The following is a 25,112-nucleotide window of genomic DNA, read 5'->3' on the forward strand; positions in this document are numbered from 1 at the left end:
AAATGGAGGTAATTTATGTTTAAAGAAAAAATTATTATAGAGATGAAAGAAGTATTCAAAGAAATTCCTTTTGGCATAGAGCATACTCTCAAAGTTTTGAAAAATGCAGAAGATATAATGAAAGGAGAAAATATCGGAGAGGAAGAAAAAGAATTCATCAGTATTATTGCTATACTACATGATATTGGTGCGGTTGAAGCACAAAAAAAATACGGTTCTATTGATGGTGTCTATCAAGAAAAGGAAGGACCAGAAGTAGCGAAAGAAATATTAAAAAAGGTAGGCTATAACAAAAATATTGATAGAATATGCTTTATAATAGGCAACCATCATACTCCATCTAAAATTGATGGACTTGATTTTCAAATACAATGGGAAGCTGATTTGCTTGAAAATTTAACGGTTATGGATAAAGAAAAAGAACAGGAAAAGATAAAAAAGTGTATAGATGAAAACTTTAAAACAAACACAGGAAAAAGGATAGCTTATAATCGCTTTATTTTAGATTAGTAGTAGATTATTACAGTTATGTATTTTATATCGCAAAGAAAAAATAGTAGTTAAGTTTAACCCTAGATAATAAGCAGCAAAGGAGTGCGATAAGATGATATCTAATAATACCTCCATGCCTACAACGGATGATGAGTTGCAAAAGAATACGGTTGGTTGTTAAGGATTCTGCTGATGAGTCATCCTACGTTCCAGTGTTGGAAGCGGCCGGATATGTGCTACAGATTCGAGAACCTGACTGGTTTGAGCATCGTTTGTTTAAAGGACCGGATACCGATATTAATCTGCATGTGTTCAGTTTGGGCACATCAGAGATTGATAGAATGTTACGCTTCCGTGATTGGTTGCGGACTAATGATACTGATCGGGACAAATATGCACAAGTCAAACGAAGCTTGGCAAAGAATAAATGGAGGCATGTCCAGCACTATGCGAATGCTAAAACATCAATAGTACAGGAAATCATGAAAAGAGCGAATAGTAATAATGCTTAAGGAGAGTGTCATGTTTTCTTGGTTTGTTATAGGAGGTTATATCAATGAAAAATACAGTAGATAATTTGTCGAAAAGTAAAGTTATTTTAATGTGCGGCCCTGCGGGAGCAGGTAAATCAACACTAGCAAAAAAATTTGAAAGTACCGGGATGACAATACTATCTTATGATGAAGAATCATTCAAACGAGGTTTGAATGAACATCCTTTACCTCAGGAGGTTTTAGAAGATATTAAAACCTATCTTGATGAAAAACTAATTTCACTTATCATGCAAAACATTGATATTGTTCTCGATTATTCATTTTGGTCTAGAGAAATGAGAAATGAATATATTTCATTATTAAAGAAATACGACATAGAACCCAAAATCTATTATATAAAGACACCTAAGGAAGTTGTTATGGAACGTATTCGAAAAAGAAACGGAAATCATCAAAATGATATCATATTGACGGAGCAAACAGCTTCCACTTATTATGATCATTTTCAACCCCCAACTGATGAAGAAGGTGAAGTTATAGTAGTCGAGGGATATTAATATTGTGGTTTTAGGCATGGAAATTGTACTAGATGATAAGTTTTGTCAAATTTTTTGAAAGATATACTTCCAACAAGGGGATACCAGCTTCAGGTGATATCATTATTGTCATCTCAGAGCAGGGGGTAGTATTGATTCAGCCGGAAGAATAAGTGGCGATGCAATGAAGACGATGAATGCATTATTGAAATTACAGGAAAAAAACTTACTGAAATACGTTATGTTTATTCTTTTGACAACTCTACTCAATCATGATTATGCAATTAGACACGTTATTTTTTATCATGAATGGATATGTTCCCGTCTACCGATAGTGCTAAAAACGCAGTGGATATGTTTCCGAGAACGAACATACTCAAATGACATTCATTCTGTCCTCTCAAGCCATACAGAGGTTGTAGTCCTGTTGCAACATGAAGGATAACACAAAGGAGATGGATATGAGCGACTTCAAGAAGTTAAAATGGGAAAAAATATTGAAAAATAGTATCCAATGCAAATACTGTGGTGATATTATTGAATCTAAAACTGTACATGATTTTGTAACGTGTTCTTGTGGCAGATGTAGTGTAGATGGAGGCAAGCAATATTTGCGTCGGTTAGCAGAAGAAGATAGTTATATAGAACTATCAATAACTGAAAATGAGTAAAGGGTAAAATTTAGAGGCGTAAGAGCTATATAGCTTTTACGTCTTTTTTTATTTGAGCAATTTAAAGATTAGAATATAAGGAGGAGTTATTTATGAAAAAGATTACGATTATCCCTGTAAAAAAATCTTTGGAGAGTAATGGTAAATTAAAAGTAGCGGCATATTGTAGAGTGAGCACAGAGCGTGAAAGCCAGCGAAGCAGTATCGACCTTCAAATCAGGCATTATGCCGAATTAATTCAAAATAATCCAGAATGGGATTTTGCTGGTGTATTTTATGATTATGAAAGCGGACTTAGAAGAGAACAACGTAGTGGTTTGGAGGCAATGCTGAAGAAAGCCGGAATTTAAGTGAAAATATTCAGTGGGGATATCAACGTAAATTTGAAAGAGGAGATAACCTTGCTGGTAAAAGTCCTATGGGATACAGATGTGAAAATGATAAATGGATAATCGTACAGGAAGAAGCTGATATCGTAAAGAAAATTTATCAGCTATATTTGGATGGAAGCACTTTGCAGCAAATTAAAGAGTATTTGGAAGGAAAGCAGATTAAAACAGCTACTGGGAAAGAAATATGGGCTACAGCAGTTATTCAAAAGATATTCAAAAATGAGAAGTATAAGGGTGATTCTATGCTGGAAAAGACCTATACGGAAGATTTCATAATAGGCAGAAAAAGCAAGAACGTTGGGCAAAGGGGTCGCTACTATGTAACGAATAGTCATCCAGCCATTATTTCTACTGAAGTATTTGATAGAGTTCAGGAAGAAATGAATAGACGGGTAAGGTTAGTTTATAAAGAAGATGGTACGGTGGTACCAAGTACCAGAAAATATAATGGTAAATATCTCTTAGGCAACTTACTTGTGTGTGGTAATTGTGGAGCATCTTATCGGAGACGAACGGAAAGAGGTAAGGTAGTATGGAGATGTGCAACAAGGATAGAGAAAGGGAAAGATAGGTGTGCTGATTCTTCTACATTGAATGAAGAATGGATTAAGACGGTTTTAGGAGAAACTGTTTGTGAGAATGGGAATTATGATGAAGAAATTGTTAGGAATAGAGTTGAAAAGATTTTGATTTTTAATGAGTATTTAGAGATATGTTGTAAAAACGATGATAAAATCAGTATTAAATTGACAAAAAATAAATTAGGTTGAGATAAAAGGATTTCAGGGTAAGTAAAGAGGTTAAACCCGAAATATAGTTCAAATCAGAAATAGTTGTGGAACAGATGGTGGATTATTATGAGTAAAGATAGTGGAGCAGTAACTAGAATAAAAGTAAGTTACTGCTCTTTATGCAATGAGATATGTTGAAGGTTTTATTGTTGGCAGATATACTAAACATAAATAAACGAAATATTTGAAAACATTTGTCAAATGATATAAATCCATGTTGAGAAATACTGGAATATGCTATAAAATGATAATAACAATGTTGTTTATATAATTGTTCTCAATTATCTGAATAGAATGAAGATGTAAATAAATAGCGAAAGAAGAAATGAAGAATTAATTTTATAGTCCATAATTTATTCAAAGGTTACGAATGAATAGAATCTCTATAAGTAACAGATTGTTGTTTTGTGTCTGATTGATTTCCAAATTATATTAAATCTGCTGATATAGGAGTTGTTCTTTAGTACATTACAAAGGGGGTACACATTGTAACATGAGTGAAAAAGCATTTTATAAAAAAATTCATCCCAATTTATTCTCAGATTCAAAAGTTATTAAAACAGGGAAACTTTCAAAAGAATTCTTTTCTTTCTTTTTAGAGTCATTAACAAGTCAAGGTAAGGAAAAAGAATTTGAAGATTTTTGTCGCAGGATTGTTGAATCAACTATTTGTCCTAATTTACTTCCTCAAACAGGACCAACTGGAGGTGGTGATAGTAAAGTGGATTCAGAAACTTATCCGGTTTCTGAGACCATTGCAGAAAGTTGGCTATATGGATATAACGATGCTGCTCATAATGAAAGATGGGCTTTTGCTATTAGTGCAAAGAAAGATTGGAAACCAAAGTTAAAGTCTGATGTTAAAAAGATTATTGTAACTAATGAAGAACATAACAGAGGATACACAAGAATATTTTTTATTACAAATCAATTTGTATCCGATAAAAAAAGGGCAGAAGCAGAAGATAAATTAAGAAAAGAATATAAATTAGATATACGTATTTTAGATAGGACTTGGTTACTGGATAATACATTTAAAAATGATAATCAGAAACTTGCAATTAGCGCTTTTAACATGTCAGATGAATTAAATGATGTAATTGATGAAGGTTCAAAAGATATAGAGCGTAAAAAACTGTTAGATGAAATTGAGAGGGAATTACAGAATTTAGAACAATTAAAACCTGCAAGAATTGTGAAACTATCAAAAGAGTCTATAGAATTATTAAGAGAATTAGAAGTTGACAAATCAACAATTATTAATGCTTTGGAAAGAAACATTAGATTTGCTAAAAAATATGGTAGTTTAAAAAAATATGCAGATGCCTTATATGACTACTGCTGGACAATGATATGGTGGTATGAAGATCATGACATATACTATGAGATGTATGTGGAACTTGAAAATCTTTATAAAGAAAATACCGATAATTATCCAATTTTAAAAGATTTAAGTACTCTGTGGATTACTCTATATTCAAATCACAATCAAGGAAAAAAGGTGATTGCAAATATGGAGAGTCATACACAATTGTTAATAGATTCATTCGACAAATTTATTCAAGATTATGAAAACCCAAAGAGAGCAAAATTAGCTAAATATGATTATCAAATGATGAGATTACAAAATCCTGAGATGTGGGATGATGTAGTTGAAATATATCTTGAAATACTTCAGGATCTGCATTTTAATAATGATATTGATTTATTTCAATTAAAAAAGATAATGGAACTTCCCATTTTAAAAAAATGTTCCAAATATGATGAGCTGTTTGAACTTCTAATTAATTTATTAGGTGAACAATCCAGAAATATTGAATCATCACAATTACTATTAAATAGAGGTGATGACTATCTAGAGAGTGATGTATATAAATCTATTAAATTTTATAGTAGAGCATTAACTAAATTGTATAATGAAAATTCAAAAATTGATTTAATAAAAACTTTAATGAAGCTAGGTGGAACTTTTGAACAAATTGGATTGTTTTGGGGCGCTAGAAGTTACTATATAAGAGCATTTATGGATTCAATCAATTTGTACTTTGATGAAGGGAATGCCATTCCAGGTTTATTTTTATCAATGAGATCACTTAAGTATTTAGAATTACGTTTGGGACGAATTGACCATTCACTGCGGTTTAATGAATTAGAATTATTAGGATTAAATTTATATCCATATGGTACTGATGATGAAAAGGAATGGGAAAAATATTTACATTATGATGCTTTACTAGCAATTGCATTATTAAATTTAACAAGGAATAATATTGAACAATTTGAAAGATTCCCGGATTATTTAAAGGAAAAAGGATTAGAGACATCATCTGCTACATTAAAGTATAGTTTGGGTTATTATGATGAAGATTATATTCAGGCAATGGGCTCAAAAGAAGCATTAGATGTATTTATGAAAGACCTATTTAAACAACCCGCTTCAAATGATTTTCAGGAAATATTAAATATAGATTTTTTGACTGAAAAGATAAAACTAAAAACAAAAATTGTTGGTTGTAATGTAATTGTCAATACAAGAAGAAATAGTTTTCAGAGAGAACTAGGGGCAACTATATTAGCAATGCTTGAGAACATATTTGCTACATCAATTTCAAATCAAATAGTTCCCATGTTTTCAGATCTTACTGTTAATATAGAAGAAATTGAAGAAAGTCAATTTGATATTGAAGTTATACAAAAAGATAATACAATTGATATCCATGTATCAAAAATTGAAGAATTAACTGAGTATATAAATAGAGGTTTAGTTTCAGAAAAACTAAATATTGTTATGGCAATGTTTATTTCTCAAATGGTGCCCTTATCAAGCGAATTAGTAAAAATAAAGAAATCAATTGAAGAAGAAGAGGCCATGTTTAGAACACTTAATTGCTCTAGCACGTTAGATACTTTTGTTGTCTTTGAGCAAGGCATTTCTTTTAAGGACACAATAACAAAGGAAACGAAGGTGTATAAGAATATTAGGGATAAAAGTATTTTTCAGCATAATGAATCAAAAACTCAAAAAAGCCATACAAGCATGGAGGGTATTAGAAAAATACATTACGGAGAATTACCAAAAGAAATTGATTTTTCAAAAGTGCATCATAATAAAATTCAAATAAGTGATATTATTTATCTGCCATTATGGGATAAAGCGGGATGGAAAGGACTTTCTATTTTGACAGACCAAGATTTTGAATATCCACCTTTTGTAGGGTTAATATTTGATAACAAAGAAGGATTGGATATTTTTAAGAAATGGAAAATTGAATCTAAAGCTGATAAAATTACTATTGGCATTATCACAGGAATTGATAAGTATAATCCTTATTGGTATAGAATTGTTATAGGTGAGAATATGTTTAATACCAACTTTAATAATAGTGATAATGATTTAGCAATTATAAATCAGATGACAAGGTTACATACTATGCAAGCGAAAAATGATTTTAATATAAATTTATTAAAGCAAGCTCTTACAAAACATAAAACATTTAACTTTTTACCTATTTTAACGAAGGATTTAGTGTCTAAAAAGTTAAGGACTGAATTGGCATTCATTAAAAAGAGTGAGAGTATTATTGTTAAAGATGTCAGTGAAATTTTAGAAAAAGATACATTTCTCATTAATGGGTTAATGCCTTTTGATAAACCAGTAAACAATACTGACAAAGAACTGTTTGCGGAAAAATTGATTAAAGAGAAACAAAAGATTAGTAGAAAGAAATAGAAATAAGTTCGATATGACTTCGAGTAAAAGTAATTTGTTAAGGATTTTCCAGGTATCTATTCTCTATAGATGATATTTTAGATGACTAGGGGTATTATTTTAAATAAGGAAAAAGTGAGGGTAATATAATGTATTATTCAATTTACAGTGATTATAGTAACATCAATATGAATAGTGCAATAGCCATTGTTCCGGTGAAAGGCTTTAATATATCTAATAAGTATAGCATTAATAAGATTAACATTTATCCCTAGGGCACATTGAACGAAGATGAGATTAGAGGTTGCCATTATAATTTCTCTTTTGAAGAAATAAAGGATGAATTTTATGATTCTACTTTAATAGCATTTCCGATAGAACATGAGCGAAGAAATATTATGGGAGCGTTATTTCCCAGCGAAAAAGACAAACTTTTAAAAATGGTTTTAGAAACGGCAGAAGATGTTATGAATGTTCTTAGATATATTAATTCAAATTTTGATAAAACATCAAATTTGCCCCAAAGAGCTGGATATATTAGCGGGTTAAATAGCGGTTTTCTACTTTGCTATCCACATTTAAAAACATTTAATTATGTCGTAGAAAAGTACCATGTTTTGAATACTTCAATTGGAAATGGATTAAATATTGATATTGATGAAATGATAAGCCAATTGGATATGTATTTTTTATCTTTGAGAAATGATGGATATGAGGTAGGAAGCATAATAAAACATGCATTTAGACTATACTCTGATATATTGTATATGCCAACGGCTACAAACAAATTTATGCAAGCAATGAGTTTAATAGAATATTTAGCAAATCCATTTGAGTATGAGCAGATGAAGAAAGCAAAGACAAAAATTGTTCCTTTTTCATCAGATTGTAAAAAGGAATATTTTGATATATGTGAAAGATTTAAATACTTAACTAGTTTGGAAGATGAAAGCGGAAAACAAATTGGATTAAGAACTTTAATTATTCATAATGGAAAAAACTTGGAAGAATTAATGGATAAGGGGTATAAAATAGATTTATTATTAAGAGAATTACAGATGTATATCTGCAATTTTATAAATAACATTATTATATACAGTGATAAAGATTGGAATTTAGTAAAAGAAAAAATTGATGAAAAATATGAAAAAATACAAAATACTAAGTTAGGTTATGAAGGTAAACTTGAGGCAGATACTAGTATATTTATTGATTTTGAATTTTTAAATAAGGCATTAAAAGAAGTATACCAATTATATCCTCAATATACGGAACGGAAATTTAATATAGCGCGCTTTCTATATTTATTATTAAAACAAGTAGATGTAGAAAGGAACGGCTATCAGATTCCAGTGCAGATATTTTATAAAACTGATGAAAAGGTATTTAATAGCGATGATGAAAGAACAGTAAGTCAGTTAGAAGGCTTGGGATTTGATTCGTTATTGGGAGAAATAAGCCTGTATACTTTTAGTGCAAGTCAGGATTATAATTTATTGATGGAACGATTCCTAAAAGGATATTTGTCAGAAAAGAACTATTATATTGATTGCTCAACAAAATTTAATAATATTGTATGAATTTCTGATAGAAATAATATATCTCATGAAGTTTTTCAGCAGGCTGAGAAATCATGTAAAAAAATTATATTAGGTCGTTTAGATAATAAACGAACAACTTGTTATGATGCATGCACATGGTTTGACATTCAACTAGTTATTATGGCATGTTTAGGAATTGAAGTATATGAAGAGTGTGAAGACAATTTTCTTTTTACAGTTGAAGATGGTAAGTATAAAGGTGCATAAAATGTAAAGCTGATGGTTTATAATCTGAACAAATTTCTGGTGAGCTTTTCCGCCAAGGAATCACTGGGTCTTCACGACATCATTATTGTACTCTCAAGGCATGTGGAGACGGTAGTATCGCTCTCCCATAAAAATGCAGATACACATATCAACATAAATGTGGAGTTTGGTGATGAAGAAGGACAGATTCCCGTCCATAAGATAGCTCAGAAAGCTGAATTAGTATAACTATTTAGATTAATTCATATAAATTAGGAGTTTTTAATAAAATATCCCAATGTTAGTGGCTAAGTTTAGTGCAATAAAACAATACTTAAACTTAGCCTCTTTTTAGTATAATAGATGGAAGTATCTTGGTGAAATATATATAATAAAAGAAAAACGCATAAAGCGTGTGAATATGTATTCTGAAATTATAATGTATCAAACAGAAGATGGTCTGACTGAAATATAAACAACTTTTTAGAATGATATGATTTGGCTTTCAATTGATCAAATGGCAGAATTATTTCAGCGTGATAAATACATCATCTCTATGCACATAAAAAATATACTTAATGAAGGTAAATTGACAAGAACTGCAATTGTTGCAAATTATACAACAACTGCAGTTGATAGTAAAACATATCAAGCAGATTACTATAATTTAGATGTCATTATTTCTGTGGGCTATTGTGTAAAATCTTTGAGAGGTACATAATTTAGAACAAGATAAGTAATGCTTTAAAAGAATATATTAGAAAAGATGCTTCGTTTATTTTGGATAAAGCTAAATGGTGGTTTTGTTAGTCATTATTAATTTAATAATAGGGAAAAGGTTGAATAAAGAGACTCTGTGATGCTTGTTTTATAAATAGTTAACAAATTGATACTATTTATTAACGGGAGGTATAATATGAAAAATACAGAATTAGATTACTCAGAACTAATTGATTATCTGCAAGTTGAGAAAATAATACGCTATGGCACTTTATCAACTCAGACAAGTGATTTAGATTTGGTAATAATTTCAGATGATTTTGAGAGCATGTTTGTTCACAAAAGGTTAAGCGTTACTAAAAAGTATCTAAAAGGCAATAGGAAACTGGATTTAATTTGTTTAACTAATGATGAGTATAGAAAACTTAAAAGAAATCCAAATTCATTTAGTGTAAATATACTTATAAAGGGGGAGTTATTATATGAGAGAAGAATATAAGAGTTTATTTCAATACCTTGGGAACTCTGTTCATGAATATGTTACTAAGTATGATGATAATGAAAATCATAGTATGTACATTAGAAGTCGATTAGCGGAAGCGTATTTAGCTATTGAGTCATTACTTGAAAACCAATTTATTGAAGCTCATGAGCGTGTAATTTTAGAAAGAGATTTAGCAAAGATATATAATCAAGTTTACAGTGAGGAATCACTTTTTTACTATTCAAGTTTTCATTATGCTTATCAAAATGTGAAAAGTAATAATGTTGAAAAAATACAAAATCAATTTCAAAAAATAAATTTAGATGTTATGACAATGTTACTAAATGTTAGGTCGATAATGAAAGGTGAGAGTGATCTAGGTTCTTCTACTGATGATTACTTCTTTTCTAGAATGGAAAATTGTACATGGGCCTTTTCATATATAATTAAAAATGATTTAGAGGATTATTTCGTGCCTTCTTTGTATTGTATTTGTAATATGATGCAAACACTTTCACTATACTATAAAGCAGGAAAAAGCAAATATAGAGATCGAATTAAACCATTAATGAACTTATTAGATAAGGAGTTAAATAAATACTTATCTAAAGAGAAAGTGCAAAAAATCATAGACTCAAATTATCAGTTGAAATATTTTCTTATAAATCAGTTATTAAATCATTCTGATATTGATGACGGTGATTATAAGCCGTGCGTTAATATTGACGAAATTCTAAATGAGAGGGTAAGGGGAACATTTAGGATACTTACAAGTATATATAATATTAACATTGATAAGTTTAAGCAATATTTTGATTTAAAAATTGATAATTTAATTGAAAAAGCTGAGGAAATGGATATTCTTGATAAAATACTATTTTTAAGGGTGTTATCAAATTATTTTAAAAGTAAGGGTGACGAGTATTCAAAGTTTGAGCTAGGCTTATATGAAGAAGTTATCAAAATTAATACTGAAGATTTTATTAACCAAGTTTTTGATTTGAATCAAATTGATATTACAAGTGTCGAAAAGTATCACTTAGAAAAACTAATGAAAATGAAAGATGATGAGTTGCGTGTTAAGTTTTCAAAAACAATTAGGGGTGTTAGTAAAAGGGTGCTGGAGAGAGAATCAAGAAAACCACATGGAGCATTTGAGATATCAGATATGGAAGTTCCAATTATGTATAAAGGTAAAAAATACTATTTGTGTATGCCTTTTAAATCAGGTGTTGAAATCACAGGCAAAACAGTTCCCGTTGATGTATCGTATCAGATTGTAAGGCCGTTTATTGAATTCAGAAATTGCATGGTAGTATTTGTAACTGCAAAAAAATGTTCAGAAAACCTTATGAATTATATAAAAAAAATTAAAGATTCTTTAGGTTGGCCAATTGAAGTAATTGAGGAAAATGTATTGGCAGGCTTACTTATGATGAATGGTGAACTATAATAAATAGAATTTAATATATTTTAGTTAAATTAAATAAAGCCACAGTTAAAGTGAACTGGTGAACTGGATGATGAGTGCGGTGATTTTTAAGGAGTGAGTAGTGTATTTGATCTATTACATGTGTGTTGTGGATTGAAATTATCGATCTACCTTAATAAGATTTCATGATAATATTTTGTGTGGATATATCTCAAAATTGTACAACGGTTGAGACTATTGTGTTGATACAAAAACGAGATATGTAGAAATCCTTAATTTTAGGCACTTTCACAGGCATATCGTATTCACTGGTGATGGTGAGAAATGCAGAAATAAAGAGATAAAAGATTACATCAAAGTTTCTGTGGTAGTTGATATAGAGTGTGGGAACACAATAGAATAAAGTTTACAGTTGAGGAGTACTGGGTAAATGATTTGGAGGAATACTTTATGAGACCAGAAGTGAAAGAATATTTAGTAGATAGATATAATCAGCTAGAATATAAGAAAAAGGAAACGTGTTTAAAGTACCATTATCTTTATAATGAAGTTAATGTGAATGTGTTTTTTGATGCTTATGAAATAGATAGTTTGTCATTATGTTTGATTCTGTCTTATGACAAAAAGTATTACTACACATCACTAAATATTAAAGATACTTCTATACGTATAAAGTATTTGGATAAAATTCCATCTGAAATTTTAGAGAGAATTCTGGTCGAATCTCATTTAAATGCTTTTTATGAAAATATGGAAAAGCATATTCTGAAGATGAGCCTTATGTTAATTTTTACTCAAAAGACAAGATATTTACAAATACTATGAAGTATTCAAGAAGTGAAATAGATTTGCCATTTTGGTATCATATTCGAAAAGTAAGAATGTCTCTAGATGCATTGAATAAACTTAGTGCTAGTTCTGATATTTCACGCGAAACGCTATTGAAGATTCAGAATAAAAATTTAACACTTGTCAGAACAGATAAACTAGAAAAGAGAAAGAAACTAACTGTTATTTTAGATTCGGTTGGTATTACGCTTTAATATGAATTATTTGTGATTAGAAAAGCAGTAAGCGTAAAGTCGTTTGCTGCTTTTTCTTTACCAAAAATTAGAAAGGAAGTGATTTATGATACATGGAAGAAATGAGGATTTTCATTGCCAATCTCGGTAAATACAACGAGGGTGATATGTCAACACTTTTTTGGACATATTTTTACCGAACAATTTATTTGTTTCAGTATCTAGTGGAGAATTTATGTTAACCATTTTTGGAGCTATGGCACAACTTGAAAGATCTTATATTCTAGATAGACAAAAAGAAGGTATAGATGCTATGCCTTTAAATAAGTTCGAAAAAAAAGTATCTTTAAAAACTGGAAGACAATCAGGTCGTCCTAAAATAGAATATCCTATAGATTGGGAAATCGAATATAAAAGATGGATTAATAAAGAACAAACTGCAAAATTACTATGGAAAGACTAGGATTAAAAAGAACTACTTTTTATAAATTGGCAAAAGAGTTTGAAAAAGAAAATCTGAATCAATAATATTAAAAGAAAAAAATCTAATTAATGATACTCTTGTATTTATTACATAATTTACCGAATAGATAAAGGGCAGACTTAATTAAATTAAGTTGTCCTTTTTCTATTTTTGAAAGGATTGGAAATACTTTATTTCTTTCAACTATTCCATCCCTAAATCCTAAACTAAATTTAGTGTAGTTAAAGTTTAAAGATAAACAATTCTTCAATCGGAGTATCTAATGCTTTTGATATTCTAACAGCTAATTCAAGTGAAGGATTATATTTAGCATTCTCTAAACGAGCGATAGTTTCTCTTCTAACATTAACTTTATCAGCTAATTCTTCTTGAGTTAGTTCATTAAATTGACGATATTTTTTTAAATTACTAATAAACTTTGTCATAATATTTAATTCCCTAAATCAAATTTATAGGTTAAAAATGCCCATAAGTTTGTTGAAATTGCAAAAGTAAGAGATACAATTATTAATTGTATCTTATAAATTAATTGTAAATCTAATGAAGATAGATTAGCTAAATAGATTAATACAAATGCTATTACAAAACATATTCTAAAAGATATTGAAGCAGCTTTATATTTATTGGCTTTTAAACGTTCATCATCAAATTGACCCAATTTAGACCACCAAAAATGAGAAAAATATCCTCCAAAAGCAAAATAGAAAAAGTATAGTGGTTCATTATTTAACCCTCTAAATCCTAAAAATGCTAAAAACCCTAAGAAAAATAAATATTTGCTTACACCTTTTTTCATAAAAAACCCCTCTCGTTAATGTGACATATTTATATCTTTATATTACAAATATATCCCATTAAGTTTAATATTATTACTAAAATCTAGAAAAAATATCTTTGATATTCTAATACAAGATAATTGATATACTCTAAAACATTGATTTTAATTAACTTGATAAGTATTTAAGTAGAGTGAGTAAAGACAGCGAAGACCAGTTAAATAGCTATAAATCACAGAAAGCATATTATACCGATTTGATTAAGAAAAATAAGGAATGGGTTTTCGTGGATATTTATGCAGATGAAGCCATCACGGGAAAGCAGGTCACAAAACGGGAAGATTTCCAGCGTATGATAAATGACTGTATGAATGGCAAAATTGATATGATTATCACAAAGTCTATTTCCCGATTTGCTAGGAATACATTAAATACCTTGAAATATGTCCGTATGCTGAAAGAAAAAAATATAGCAGAAAGTATGCTTTTATCTGTATGCTAGAATGTGGCTTTTGCGGCAGCACATTATCTAGGCGTAACTGGCACAGTGGTTCAGATTATAGTAAGGTTATCTGGCAATGTGTAGCTGCCACGAAAAAGGGAAAGAAATATTGTCCTGACAGCAAGGGTATTCCAGAAAAAGCCATTGAAGATGCTTTTATTGAAAGTTACCGTTTGCTATGTGACGATAACAAAGACATACTAGATGAATTTTTACAGAGAATGGATGATACATTAAGCAGTAGTATAGTAAATAAACAGCTTACGAAGATTGACAAGGATATTCAAGCATTAGAAAGAAAGAAAAGTAAGTTGGTTGATATGCGGCTGGAAGATACCATTGATAAAGATACATATGAAACAAAGTATTCTGCTTTGATGGAGAAGCAGGAACAGCTACTAAAGGAACGAGAAAAATTGCAGGAAACGTCTGCTAATGAAAAAGACATAAAACGCCGCTCACGGGAGTTTAAAAAGACGTTAGAACAAAATGAGGTTTTATCTGAATTTGACCGTTACGTTTTTGAAAGTATTGTAGAGAAAGTGATTGTGGGAGGATATGATGAAGATGGGAAAAAAGACCCTGCACAGCTTACCTTTGTATATAAAACAGGGCTTAAAAACAGTGTGGACGGCAAATAGCTTCAAGCCACAGAGAAAAAATGCAAGGGGCAGACACAGGACTGACGAATTGTGTTCCCATGATAATAACGAGGTTCAGTCTTTGTGTTCCGATAGTAGTTCCGACACACATGGAGATTGTTGTGTTGATAGGGAATGAATAGGTTGAAATGTAATTATAGGGGACGGTTTCCATGCGGCCCCACTTGTGTGTTTTATGTTCCCTCAGACGATAGTTTGGGGGAAGTTTTGGTAGGTGAGTCTATTTGATACACGAAAGTATACCTTTATGCAGTAGTAAGATACTTTTCTTCAAAAGACTTATACAGTAGTTTTCCTAATGAGGAGAATGGCAGTAAACAATTGAAAAGTTCTAATGTATTATTCAGAAAAAGACCATTCAGCAATTATTGACAAACAAATGTGGGAAGTAGTACAGTTAAAAAATAGCATCTCACACTAATTATTAATAAAAAAACAAGCCTGTAACACCTGTTAGAACCATAATCAGCATTGGGTTTATTTTATACTTTCTCAGTAAAAATAGAGAAATAGCAAATACAATTATAGCAGTAATATTTATGTCAACAGCTTTAACATTAAATGATGAAGATCCAAAGAAAGCAATCAAAATAATAGTAAATGCAGAAGATGCAATAAGTCCAACAGAACTAGAGCGTAGCCCCTTTAATATGTTAGAAATACTATCTATATTTTTATATTTTTTAAAAAATTTGTATAAAAATATAGAAATAATAAATCCAGATATAATACATCCTAAAGTAGCTACTATAGCCCCAGATATACCAGCTATACGTATTCCTACAAAAGAGGCAGTGTTAACGGCTAAGGGACCAGGTGTCATTTGAGAAATTGTAATAATATCTGTAAATTCCTGCAATGTAAGCCAGTTGTAAGAATTCACCACCTGTTCCTGTATTAACGGTATTATAGCATATCCACCACCAATACTGAATAAACCGATCTGTAAAAAACTAATAAATAAAGTAAAAATAGTTTTACTCACCTTCGATTCCTCCTTGTCTGCTTTTCATATAAGTTTGGGCAAAACATAGAATAGAGCAGGAAATAATAATAACTAACACATTGATGTTAAAAATGAAACTAGCTAAAAACGCAACAGGAGTCATTAATGTTAATAACCAGTTTTTTTCTTTTAAAATTCCTTGACCCATATCGATTACTAGATCTACAATTGTAGCAGCAACCCCTGCTTCCATACCCTTTAATATTGCAGAAATAATTCTATTGTCCCTAAAAGCTTTATAGAAAAAAGATATGATTGATAATATTAGCAAGGGAGGCAAGATTGTCCCAATACAACTAATAATTGCACCTGTAATTCCAGAAATGTGATAACCTACTAACACAGCAATATTAACTGCAATAGCACCTGGAGTTGATTGTGCGATTGCAGCCATGTCTAATAGTTCCTGCTCACTAATTAACTTTAGGTCATTAACGAAATATTTACGCATCATAGGAATAACTATATATCCTCCTCCAAAAGTAAAAGCACTGATATAAAATGTGATTCTAAAGAGTGAAAAGTATAGTTTTAATTTTTTAATCTTCATAATAGTAGCACCTCCAATAGATTAATCTTCAACATTGTTTATTATACACCTTGATTTAACATAAGTATAATAGTATAATTTTATGTAATATATAATTAAATGGTGATGAATAAGGAGTTAGATATGAAAATAAGACATCTGCGTATTTTTAAAATGGTATGTGAAGAAGAAAGCATTACAAAGGCAGCAGAAAAATTATTCATAACCCAACCAGCAGTTTCTAATGCAATTAGTGAATTAGAAAATCATTTAGGTGTTTATTTATTTGATAGAATTTCAAGAAAGATTTATTTAAATGAAACTGGCAAGTTATTTCTGACAAAGGTAATAAAGTTGTTAGATTTGTATGATGATTTAGAACAAAATGTTAAAGAATTAGAAGACAATGCAACTATCAAAATTGGATCAAGTATAACTATAGCGAACTTTATTTTACCTAAAGCAATAGTAGATTTTGAAACAATTTATAAGAATACTCCGACAAAAGTTATAATTGGAAATGCTGGAAAAATTGAAGAGATGCTATATAATAATGAAATTGATTTGGGCTTAATTGAAGGGGTTATCTATAATGAAGAATTAATAAAAATTCCATTCTCGTCCTATAAATTAGCAATAATATGTTCTCCTAAACATAAATTAGCTTTAGAAGAACCTATAGATATCAATAAGTTAATACAAGAAAGATTATTACTTAGAGAAAAAGGCAGTGCAATTCGTGATGTCTTTGATAGTGCATTATTGCTACATAATTTAAGAGCAAATCCAGAGTGGACAAGTATAAATTCACAAGCTCTTATTTATGCAGTAAAACAAAATTTAGGAATAAGTGTGTTACCTAAAATACTAGTAGAAGAAGAAATTGAGAGTGGTGAAATCTTTGAAATAAAGGTAAATGATTTTGAATTAGTTAATGTAAATCATATTGTATTTCATAAAGATAAATTTCAAACAAAGAGTTTTAAAACATTAATTGAAATAATTAAGAGTAAAGTAAGTAATAAGTGAATATGCATTTAATTCAGCATTTGTATTCAGGTTAGATATTACTACGGCAGATAAAATTACACCAAGAGAAATAGTATATGAATTCAAATTGCTTTTAGAAGACAGAACCATAAAGGTTTTGGAAGAAATTATGAGTCTTATTGATACTTAAAGATTATATATTAAGTCTATTGAATACAAGTAAAAATATAGAAATATAATTGTAAAGAATATAGCTTTTAAAATATAAAAGAACACTTGAGGGTTTTATTGCTTACAATTTGATGCAGAACGCATTAGAATGTAGCAGAAAAATACTACGTGCTGAATTTTCAAAACAATGATGATGAAGTATAGAGTTTCAATTTGGTTGGTGGAAGATATAAAAACATCAAGAAATTTGAGCTTGAATAATACAACTTTATTGAAAAGTACCTTGCCACCAAGGAACCAATGTCTTCATACGCCATCATTATTGTATACTCAAGGCATGTGGAGTGTATAGTTCTGATGATGAATTGTAGCTATAAGGATAAATAAGACGGTTTGACCACAAGATGTTGTGGTTTTAAAGTAAAAAACGAGCAAAAACCGGGCTGGAAATGCATTTTTTAACCCGGTTTTTGAGGGCATTTTATAGATGACATCAGGTATTCTTGATGATGACAACCTTAAAACGCAATTCCAAATATGAAAATCTAAAGGCATTGAGATAAAAATCTAAAAGCTATTATTTTCAAATTAACTCAATATACATCTTTATGAATCAGTTTTGAATTAAGTATAACTCAGGATCTGATTCATCGTCTGTGCTACTCCTCACCTACCAAAAAAATTTTGGTCAAATTTATCGCCAGCTTTAAACTGGCAGTTTTTTGTTATCTAAAGCCTTACAATATTAGTGGATTTACTACAACGTTCTCATGATGTTAAGAAAGCTTTGACAGCTGTCCACGTTGTGATATTTAACCTTACTCGTAGAAATCTCGTTGAATAGCTTTTTTGCACATGAAATCTTCGTCTGTTCAATCGGTTTGATGCTCAGGCTAAGTCCTTTATGTTACTTACGACAAGAAAAGAACGGATTATAGATCCTATCTAAGGATTTTATGATATAACAATGTGGTATTGAAAGATTTCTGTCTATTAGAATAAATTATGAAATAATAAATTCTGGTTATACTGCCTGCATCTTGAAAACCTCAAATAGCCAAAATGATAAGAAATCCATATTTAAGTTAGCTAATCAATTTTATTTTTATAAGATAATTCATGAATTTTCTAAAGGAAATATTCCAGATGCTCACGTAAACAAGTGAAAACGAGAAAAAAATACAGTAAAACCAAGAGAAATATTAGAAACAGCAGCTATCGCAATAGGTAGAGTACTTAATGGACTTAAGGCCAATCCAATCGCGGGTAAAAATACAGGTGCTATTAGTATTTTAGAATACTGATTGATACGCGCATATTTCTGTATAAGCACTGAAGGTATATCTTCTTAATATACCTTCAGTAAAGGCTTTCATCATCTACATCAAATCAGTTTCAAAATTAATGAGGGAATATGATTGCTCTCTTGTTTGTTTTATATTTCGATTCAATAAATCCTAGAAAGGAATTTATCTGGTATTAAGTCGAATTTTATAGTTATGAATCATGGAACAATTTCAAAAACAGTACCTTGGTTAAAATCAGTCACATTCATAGAGCCATAAACCCCTAAATATAGTCTGGTTTGATCCAGATTCGTTCCCAAACTAACATAAAAAGCTGATTGTGACTCAAAATTATAATCGGTTTCAATAACACTAAAATCATTTAGTTTACAATCTGTTCTTACCCTGGTATAAGCTAAAACACCTTTAACCGGAAGTTGAGATTCTTCATCCCGGGCAAAATCGGTAAACACAACGCTTCCCATTAAATCGGGGATTCCATTCCCCATATATGACTGGACTCCTGTAAGTGCAGTTCCGCCAAACTTATCGGGTCGGGGATCTTTATGAAAATAACTAGTTAGAGGCTGAAGACGATGCACTGAAGTTTTTACTGCTTCATTGTAATAAGCAATTGTTTTCTCATCCAGAGTTGGACTTGCAGAGCAGTCCCTTATAATTGAAGTAGGAAAAGCACCTTCCCATCCTCGCCAGCCAAAGTTAATAAATCCTTCTTGGTCAGGTTCAGATTTCATTAAAGAAGCTTGAATAAGCTGAGTAACCGGTATTGGTTTATAATGAACGAATGAAAAAATCGACTCTGCTAGATCCTGTCCCACATTTCCCACATATTTGATATACTGATCATAAAACCTTTGAAATGAAATGCCAGGTATATTGCGAACCCCTTTGGCAATTACCGTAAGTGTTTCCTGAATAGGTACGGGGAGTTCATTAAAACGTGTGACTACGGGTGGATTATAGATAAATGTATTCTTAGCTACATCAATTTCAATTATTTTACCGGCGATTTCCATATCATCCTGGCTTAAATTAAATGGATCATAGCCTGATCCACCATCTCCGGTTGTTAAAATAAGTTTTCCTGTTTCAGGTGAAAAGTTTAAGCTATTGACACCATTATGATTAAAAAATGGTCTTCTTAAATTAAGTAATGTTCGCCGTTTTTGAAGTTGACCATTCGATTGTAAAATCCATTCTTCAACTGTGTCAATATGATCATATTGAATTTCCCTATTTATCCACTTTAGGTTTAAGGTTCTGGGGTCACACGGATTAGGATTAAAAAATTCAGGAAGAGCACCTGGACTTTGTGCTCCAGCTACTGAATTAGGAAGAGCACCCGGACCTTGTGTCCCAGCAACTGAATAATGAAGATAAAACAGACCGTTACAATAAAATTCGGGATGAAACGCTAGCCCTATCAATCCCCGTTCATCATATCCACCACCAGAAACACCTAGTTTTATGATTCGTGGGCGAATATCTAAAAAAGTCCTTATAACTCCGTTTTCTATGTAAAAGATCTCTCCTACCTGGGTTGCAATAAATAATCTTTCGATTGAGTCACCTGGAAGTATAGTTGTTTTCAAAACAGTGGGTAAATTTATCTTACTAACAATAGGCCGTAAACTAACTTTAACTTTTATCAATTTATTTTACACTCCTTCTTATTGTTTTCTTTTATAAGAATATGATTAGAACTGTTATATTAGTACCAAATTGTGGCTGGGGAATCTGATGACGCATTGCACCATTTTCCGCACCAGCATCAGAGAAATCCAGGGCGGTCATTGGGGACGTGCCTGTTTTTGCACATTCAAAGGGGTATCAGCTTCAATCGTCATCATTTTTATCTCCTCAAGGCATGTGGAGACGGTAGTGTTGTTAACTAGGTAAATGCTGTATTTATAGTCAATTTAATATTAAAAAAATAGTGGTTTGCCACCATATTGCCACCCAATTTTTTTGCTCGGTGGCAAATCATTTTATTATGCTATAAAATATATTAACAGTATGATGTTTCATTTTATTTGTTACGTATGAATATGTGTCTATAGATGGTTTACCATGAGAAATATTAAGCATGCACATACAAATTTAAACCTTTTAAAGGGGCTACTTACTTAACACGAACCTGTTAAGTAAAGATAAAAATCGAGTAAAAACAAAGCACTTAAAGTTTAATAACTGTTTCTTCAACAATAATTATAGAATAATGGGTATTATAATAATTATCCCAGATAATGGACTTACTATAATAGCAACTAATTATGATAGTCTTATTAAATATGCAATTTAAGAAGGTAACGGGGTCTGATAATTAACTTAATAAAGGAGATATTCCTCTCATTACAAACCTTACAACAACTGTAAGTGTTAATTGGTGAATTTTTATTATATAGTATTTATAAGAAAAGTGATAGTGTAAAGTAGGCTATAAAAAACCAAACTCCAAAAAAGAGATTCAAAAGAATTTTGAACTTTACACTAACGAAAAGTATAGGAGGGATATGATATGAAAATTTCAGATAAGTTGCTTCGAGTTCAAGAAGTATATAAGACATATGGTGAAGGACAAAGTGAAACCGTTGCATTAAAGGGAATTACTTTTGATGTTTTTCCAGGAGAGTTTCTTGGAATCATGGGTCCAAGTGGCTCTGGTAAAACTACATTATTAAACTGCATTGCAACGATTATAAAGCCAACATCGGGGCGTGTGTTTTTAAATGGAAAAAACATCAGTGCTTTTGATAGTAAGGATTTAGCGGAATATCGGGGTAGTCGAATTGGATATTTGTTTCAAGACTTTGCACTGCTAGATAATTTAACTGGACAAGAAAATATACTATTACCACTGTCTATTCATGGGATGGATTTTGCAAAAGCACGTGCTAAATTAGATGAACTAGCAGATTTTTTAGAAATTGCTGATATTCTTAATAAATTTCCATCTCAGATGTCTGGGGGACAAAAACAGCGGGTAGCAGCTGCACGCAGTTTGATTTCTGAACCAGATATTGTTCTGGCAGATGAACCGACAGGAGCATTAGACACACGTTCTGCAAGAATCTTAATGAATAAGTTGGAAGGTCTTAATAGAAGTAGTGGAAGGACTATTTTAATGGTTAGCCATGATCCCAATGCTACAAGTTTTTGCTCTAGAATCCTTTTTATACAAGATGGTGTAATATTTCATGAACTGCGCCGCAAACATGATGAGTCTCGCGAGAAATTTTATGAAAGAATCTTGCAGTTAATGGCTCAGCTTGGAGGTGGAAGTGCAAATGTTCTCTAAGCTGATTTATCGTAATGCTAAACGTAGTCGTAAGGAGAATTTAATTTACTTTGCAACACTTGTAACAGCAATAGCGTCGTTTTATATCATTCTTTCACTTGGTAGACAAGATGTTATTATATTTTTAAAGGAATTTGAAAGTGATTCGATCGATAAACTTTTAGCTCTAATGCCAATTGTGTATCTATTTGCATTATTTTTATTGTTTTTCTTGATTTTATTTGCTAATCAGTACCAATTAAATCGAAGGAGTAAAGAGTTTGGGCTCTATCTCATGTTAGGAATGCGCAAGGAACGCCTTGTTCTTCAACTTTTAGCAGAGGGGTTAATTACTTCTATTTTGGCACTCATTGGAGGCATTTTAATAGGCGGATTTTTAGCAGAAATAATCAGCTTGACGGTTTCTAAATTAGTTGGACAGGGAATTATCGGTCATCAAATAAGCTTGTCGGTAGGTGCGATTTTCTTTACCGTAATCGGTTTTTTACTTATCCAGTTTATAGCATTAGTTATTCTTGGGGGAAGATTATTTAATCAAGAGGTACATCAATTACTGAATGAGCAAATGGATAAGAAGCAAGATATGGGGCATGTTAAGAGCAACATACTTCATATATTAGCAGGTTCTATCTTACTAGGCGTGGCATATTGGATCGTTTTATATCGTTTTATGGACTTTGGAGGACTGCTTCTGTTTGTGGCATTGGCTCTCGGAAGTTTAGGAACGATCCTTTTTATGAGGGGATTTGGAAAACTACTAGGCTTATTAGCAAGCTTGTCCGAGCGTAAATCTACTAAAGGGCTGCACATATTTACATTAAGGCAGTTTCAAGAGAACGTAGCCAATAGATCTACTTCTGTTGCTGTAACATCTATTCTAATTACGTTGTCTATCATTTTGATAACAAATGGTGCTTCAACTATTATAAGCTTTGAAAGTGTTTCTACTAGAAGTTCCTCGATATATGATTTTACCGTTAATGGTAATAATCAAAAGGTTGAGCAATTTCTTACTTCAGAAAAAATGGCACCATATGTAGAGGACTTAAATCTACTAGAAATTGGAAGAATGAAATATCAGGATGAAGGCGCAGAAGACGACTTGCCTGTATCGTTGGTAGACTGGTCTAAATTAAGAGAGCAACTAATTATGGCTCTGCCAAGCAACTATAAAGAACAAGTTTTATCTGGAGAAATGCAGGGTTACAGTATCAGTTCGGAAAATCCTGAAGCACTTAATCTTTTTGGGGCTCTAGAGATTGATGCAACAAAACCTTACCTCATTCCTGAATCCTCTTATAATGGACTTTTAGAAACTATAGGAGAAAAACCGCTGAACCTACATTCAGATGAAATTGCTTTATACTTTAATCCAGATTTTATGCCTAAGGATAATCTAGAAAGCATGCCTGTACTAGATAATATTCTTGAAAAGGCTGCGAAAGAAGGACAAAGTTTGATGAGTATTAATGATCAGGCAATATCTATACACCCATCAATTCCAATGAGAGGGCTAGTAGCAGACCGTTCTGTAGAAATTACTTCAGCATTTATAGTCCCTGATCATATGTTTGAACAATTATTAAATACGGAAACCTATGTGTCATATTGGAATTTTCGCATTCCACAAAAGCTGCAGGACCAACAAGGTTTAATGAAACCAATGATGGAAGCTAGAGACTTATTAAAATCTTCAGGCTTCAAGTTTGAAAGTTATTTGCAAAACTTTGGACGTAGACTTTTCTACGTTGTTGCTGGAAGTTATACGATACTATATATGGGATTCTTATTCTTGATTATTGCATGTACGGTATTAGCTTTACAATTTTTGACACAGATGAAGCAGACTGGACAACGCTATGTAACGCTTTCCATGTTGGGAGCAAAACGTAATCAAATGAAAAAATCTATGCATAGACAGGTGTTGTTGACTTTTCTGTTACCTATGTCTCTTGCATGCGTCAGTGGAGCTGTTGGGATAAGGGCTATGATTTCATTTGTTATTATTCGCATCGAAGACAACGCGTTACTTTATCCTATTGCCTTTACCTTTGCATGTGTAGTAATCGTAATTTTGGTAATTTATGGAGTAGCAGTTGCTCGTTCAGCTGATCATGAAATAGATAAATTGCGTTGGAAGCCAAATATAGATTAAGGAACCGTTAAATTTCACATTGAAGGAGGTGCTGAAGTGGCTAAAATTACAATTGTTGAAGATGATCTATTGATGAGAGAAGAGTTAATGGATATATTGCAAAAAGCTGGTTATGAAGTGATGGCAATTGCAGACTTCCATGATGTAGTTGCTCAAATAGCCACTTGGGCACCAGACTTAGTCTTATTAGACATTAACTTACCGGAACAGTCAGGATTTGAAATATGCAAAAGTCTAAAATTAAAAGGGATTGGTCCAATATTGATTCTTACATCTAGAGATAAGTTACAAGATGAATTACACGGTCTTCATTTAGGTGCAGATGATTATCTCACAAAACCATGTAATCGAGATAGATTATTAGCGCGCATTCAGAATCTGCTAAGAAGGTTTGAAGGACAGCCAAGCTTGATAGATGGTGGTAGTTTTTCGCTAGATCCAAATACCTTTACTTTGTATAAGGGGGCCCAATCTTTATTATTATCAGCTAATGAAGGAAGAATTTTATTGGCTCTAGTACAGCATAGACCTGAGGTTGTATCCAAGTCAACACTGAGTAAAATTTTATGGGGAACAGATCAATATATAGACGAAAATGCACTTCAAGTAAACCTCACTCGCTTGCGAAAAACACTACGACAATTAAACTTGGAGGATCAAATTGAGACAATAAGGGGTAAAGGTTATCGACTTAGGGGGTAG

25 protein-coding genes are annotated in these 25,112 nt (G+C 31.3%); 20 read left to right on the forward strand and 5 right to left on the reverse strand.

Features of this window, described 5'->3' with window-relative positions; all coding sequences use genetic code 11:
• Window positions 1–15: 15 nt before the first annotated feature.
• The 14 genes from NSA23_RS06495 (at window position 16) to NSA23_RS06560 (ending at window position 12,993) form a co-directional block, all read left to right on the forward strand.
• On the forward strand, window positions 16–510 hold the full coding sequence (locus NSA23_RS06495) for an HD domain-containing protein (protein ID WP_008981870.1): 495 nt from the start codon (window positions 16–18) through the stop codon (window positions 508–510).
• Window positions 511–662: 152 nt separating this feature from the next.
• The gene (locus NSA23_RS06500) at window positions 663–1,004 is read left to right on the forward strand and encodes a GrpB family protein (RefSeq protein ID WP_024832224.1); all 342 of its coding nucleotides are present in this window, start codon (window positions 663–665) and stop codon (window positions 1,002–1,004) included.
• Between the two features lie 44 nt (window positions 1,005–1,048).
• Entirely contained in the window at window positions 1,049–1,543 is a 495-nt protein-coding gene (locus NSA23_RS06505; protein WP_002337568.1) for a P-loop nucleotide/nucleoside kinase family protein, read from the forward strand.
• A gap of 413 nt (window positions 1,544–1,956) precedes the next feature.
• Window positions 1,957–2,193 carry a DUF7695 domain-containing protein gene (locus NSA23_RS06510; protein WP_081915177.1) on the forward strand — a complete coding sequence of 79 codons (237 nt, stop codon included), beginning with the start codon at window positions 1,957–1,959 and terminating at the stop codon, window positions 2,191–2,193.
• 92 nt (window positions 2,194–2,285) lie between these two features.
• Window positions 2,286–2,543 (forward strand): recombinase family protein, encoded by a 258-nt coding sequence (locus NSA23_RS06515; RefSeq protein ID WP_222704733.1) that lies wholly within the window; start codon window positions 2,286–2,288, stop codon window positions 2,541–2,543.
• 68 nt (window positions 2,544–2,611) lie between these two features.
• Window positions 2,612–3,355, forward strand: a complete 744-nt coding sequence (locus tag NSA23_RS06520) for a recombinase family protein (RefSeq protein ID WP_222704732.1) — start codon at window positions 2,612–2,614, stop codon at window positions 3,353–3,355.
• Between the two features lie 514 nt (window positions 3,356–3,869).
• A complete protein-coding gene (locus NSA23_RS06525) occupies window positions 3,870–7,106 on the forward strand; it encodes a hypothetical protein (protein WP_042679798.1) in 3,237 nt (1,078 codons plus the stop codon).
• A 260-nt stretch (window positions 7,107–7,366) separates the two neighbouring features.
• On the forward strand, window positions 7,367–8,665 hold the full coding sequence (locus NSA23_RS06530) for a hypothetical protein (protein WP_042679796.1): 1,299 nt from the start codon (window positions 7,367–7,369) through the stop codon (window positions 8,663–8,665).
• A gap of 240 nt (window positions 8,666–8,905) precedes the next feature.
• A complete protein-coding gene (locus NSA23_RS06535; RefSeq protein ID WP_042679794.1) occupies window positions 8,906–9,121 on the forward strand; it encodes a hypothetical protein in 216 nt (71 codons plus the stop codon).
• Between the two features lie 244 nt (window positions 9,122–9,365).
• A complete protein-coding gene (locus NSA23_RS06540; protein WP_050069731.1) occupies window positions 9,366–9,593 on the forward strand; it encodes a virulence RhuM family protein in 228 nt (75 codons plus the stop codon).
• Between the two features lie 195 nt (window positions 9,594–9,788).
• Window positions 9,789–10,091, forward strand: a complete 303-nt coding sequence (locus NSA23_RS06545; RefSeq protein WP_042679793.1) for a hypothetical protein — start codon at window positions 9,789–9,791, stop codon at window positions 10,089–10,091.
• Window positions 10,075–11,529, forward strand: a complete 1,455-nt coding sequence (locus NSA23_RS06550) for a hypothetical protein (protein ID WP_042679791.1) — start codon at window positions 10,075–10,077, stop codon at window positions 11,527–11,529. Before NSA23_RS06545 ends, NSA23_RS06550 begins: the two co-directional genes overlap by 17 nt.
• Before the next feature lie 429 nt (window positions 11,530–11,958).
• A complete protein-coding gene (locus tag NSA23_RS06555; RefSeq protein WP_246119175.1) occupies window positions 11,959–12,333 on the forward strand; it encodes a hypothetical protein in 375 nt (124 codons plus the stop codon).
• A 378-nt stretch (window positions 12,334–12,711) separates the two neighbouring features.
• Window positions 12,712–12,993 (forward strand): recombinase family protein, encoded by a 282-nt coding sequence (locus NSA23_RS06560; RefSeq protein WP_147524970.1) that lies wholly within the window; start codon window positions 12,712–12,714, stop codon window positions 12,991–12,993.
• A 242-nt stretch (window positions 12,994–13,235) separates the two neighbouring features.
• On the opposite strand, the gene NSA23_RS06565 is transcribed toward NSA23_RS06560, so the two are convergent.
• Entirely contained in the window at window positions 13,236–13,439 is a 204-nt protein-coding gene (locus tag NSA23_RS06565) for a helix-turn-helix transcriptional regulator (protein WP_042679789.1), read from the reverse strand.
• Between the two features lie 5 nt (window positions 13,440–13,444).
• Window positions 13,445–13,810 carry a DUF3796 domain-containing protein gene (locus NSA23_RS06570; RefSeq protein WP_042679786.1) on the reverse strand — a complete coding sequence of 122 codons (366 nt, stop codon included), beginning with the start codon at window positions 13,808–13,810 and terminating at the stop codon, window positions 13,445–13,447.
• Window positions 13,811–13,983: 173 nt separating this feature from the next.
• On the opposite strand from NSA23_RS06570, the gene NSA23_RS06575 reads away from it, so the two are divergent.
• A complete protein-coding gene (locus tag NSA23_RS06575; RefSeq protein ID WP_222704731.1) occupies window positions 13,984–14,292 on the forward strand; it encodes a recombinase family protein in 309 nt (102 codons plus the stop codon).
• Window positions 14,286–14,933 carry a recombinase zinc ribbon domain-containing protein gene (locus NSA23_RS06580; RefSeq protein ID WP_222704730.1) on the forward strand — a complete coding sequence of 216 codons (648 nt, stop codon included), beginning with the start codon at window positions 14,286–14,288 and terminating at the stop codon, window positions 14,931–14,933. Before NSA23_RS06575 ends, NSA23_RS06580 begins: the two co-directional genes overlap by 7 nt.
• A gap of 445 nt (window positions 14,934–15,378) precedes the next feature.
• Here NSA23_RS06580 and NSA23_RS06585 read toward each other — a convergent pair whose 3' ends face one another.
• Entirely contained in the window at window positions 15,379–15,939 is a 561-nt protein-coding gene (locus tag NSA23_RS06585; protein ID WP_075052109.1) for a chromate transporter, read from the reverse strand.
• The gene (locus NSA23_RS06590; RefSeq protein WP_042679783.1) at window positions 15,932–16,510 is read right to left on the reverse strand and encodes a chromate transporter; all 579 of its coding nucleotides are present in this window, start codon (window positions 16,508–16,510) and stop codon (window positions 15,932–15,934) included. Before NSA23_RS06590 ends, NSA23_RS06585 begins: the two co-directional genes overlap by 8 nt.
• Before the next feature lie 123 nt (window positions 16,511–16,633).
• Between NSA23_RS06590 and NSA23_RS06595 the strand changes: the two genes are divergently transcribed.
• Window positions 16,634–17,518, forward strand: a complete 885-nt coding sequence (locus NSA23_RS06595) for a LysR family transcriptional regulator (protein ID WP_042679781.1) — start codon at window positions 16,634–16,636, stop codon at window positions 17,516–17,518.
• A 1,636-nt stretch (window positions 17,519–19,154) separates the two neighbouring features.
• On the opposite strand, the gene NSA23_RS06600 is transcribed toward NSA23_RS06595, so the two are convergent.
• On the reverse strand, window positions 19,155–20,609 hold the full coding sequence (locus NSA23_RS06600; protein WP_042679780.1) for a PQQ-dependent sugar dehydrogenase: 1,455 nt from the start codon (window positions 20,607–20,609) through the stop codon (window positions 19,155–19,157).
• 866 nt (window positions 20,610–21,475) lie between these two features.
• Here NSA23_RS06600 and NSA23_RS06605 point away from each other — a divergent pair.
• From NSA23_RS06605 to NSA23_RS16610, 3 genes are read left to right on the forward strand one after another with little or no spacing between them, the layout of a single operon-like run.
• Window positions 21,476–22,255: an ABC transporter ATP-binding protein gene (locus NSA23_RS06605; RefSeq protein ID WP_042679778.1), complete on the forward strand. Its 780-nt coding sequence runs from the start codon at window positions 21,476–21,478 to the stop codon at window positions 22,253–22,255.
• Window positions 22,245–24,410, forward strand: a complete 2,166-nt coding sequence (locus NSA23_RS06610; protein ID WP_042679776.1) for an ABC transporter permease — start codon at window positions 22,245–22,247, stop codon at window positions 24,408–24,410. The genes NSA23_RS06605 and NSA23_RS06610 overlap by 11 nt, the downstream gene beginning before the upstream one ends.
• 36 nt (window positions 24,411–24,446) lie before the next feature.
• A complete protein-coding gene (locus NSA23_RS16610) occupies window positions 24,447–25,112 on the forward strand; it encodes a response regulator transcription factor (protein WP_075052108.1) in 666 nt (221 codons plus the stop codon).

It is taken from the genome of Anaerosalibacter massiliensis, assembly GCF_024623155.1.
Lineage (GTDB): Bacteria > Bacillota > Clostridia > Tissierellales > Sporanaerobacteraceae > Anaerosalibacter > Anaerosalibacter massiliensis.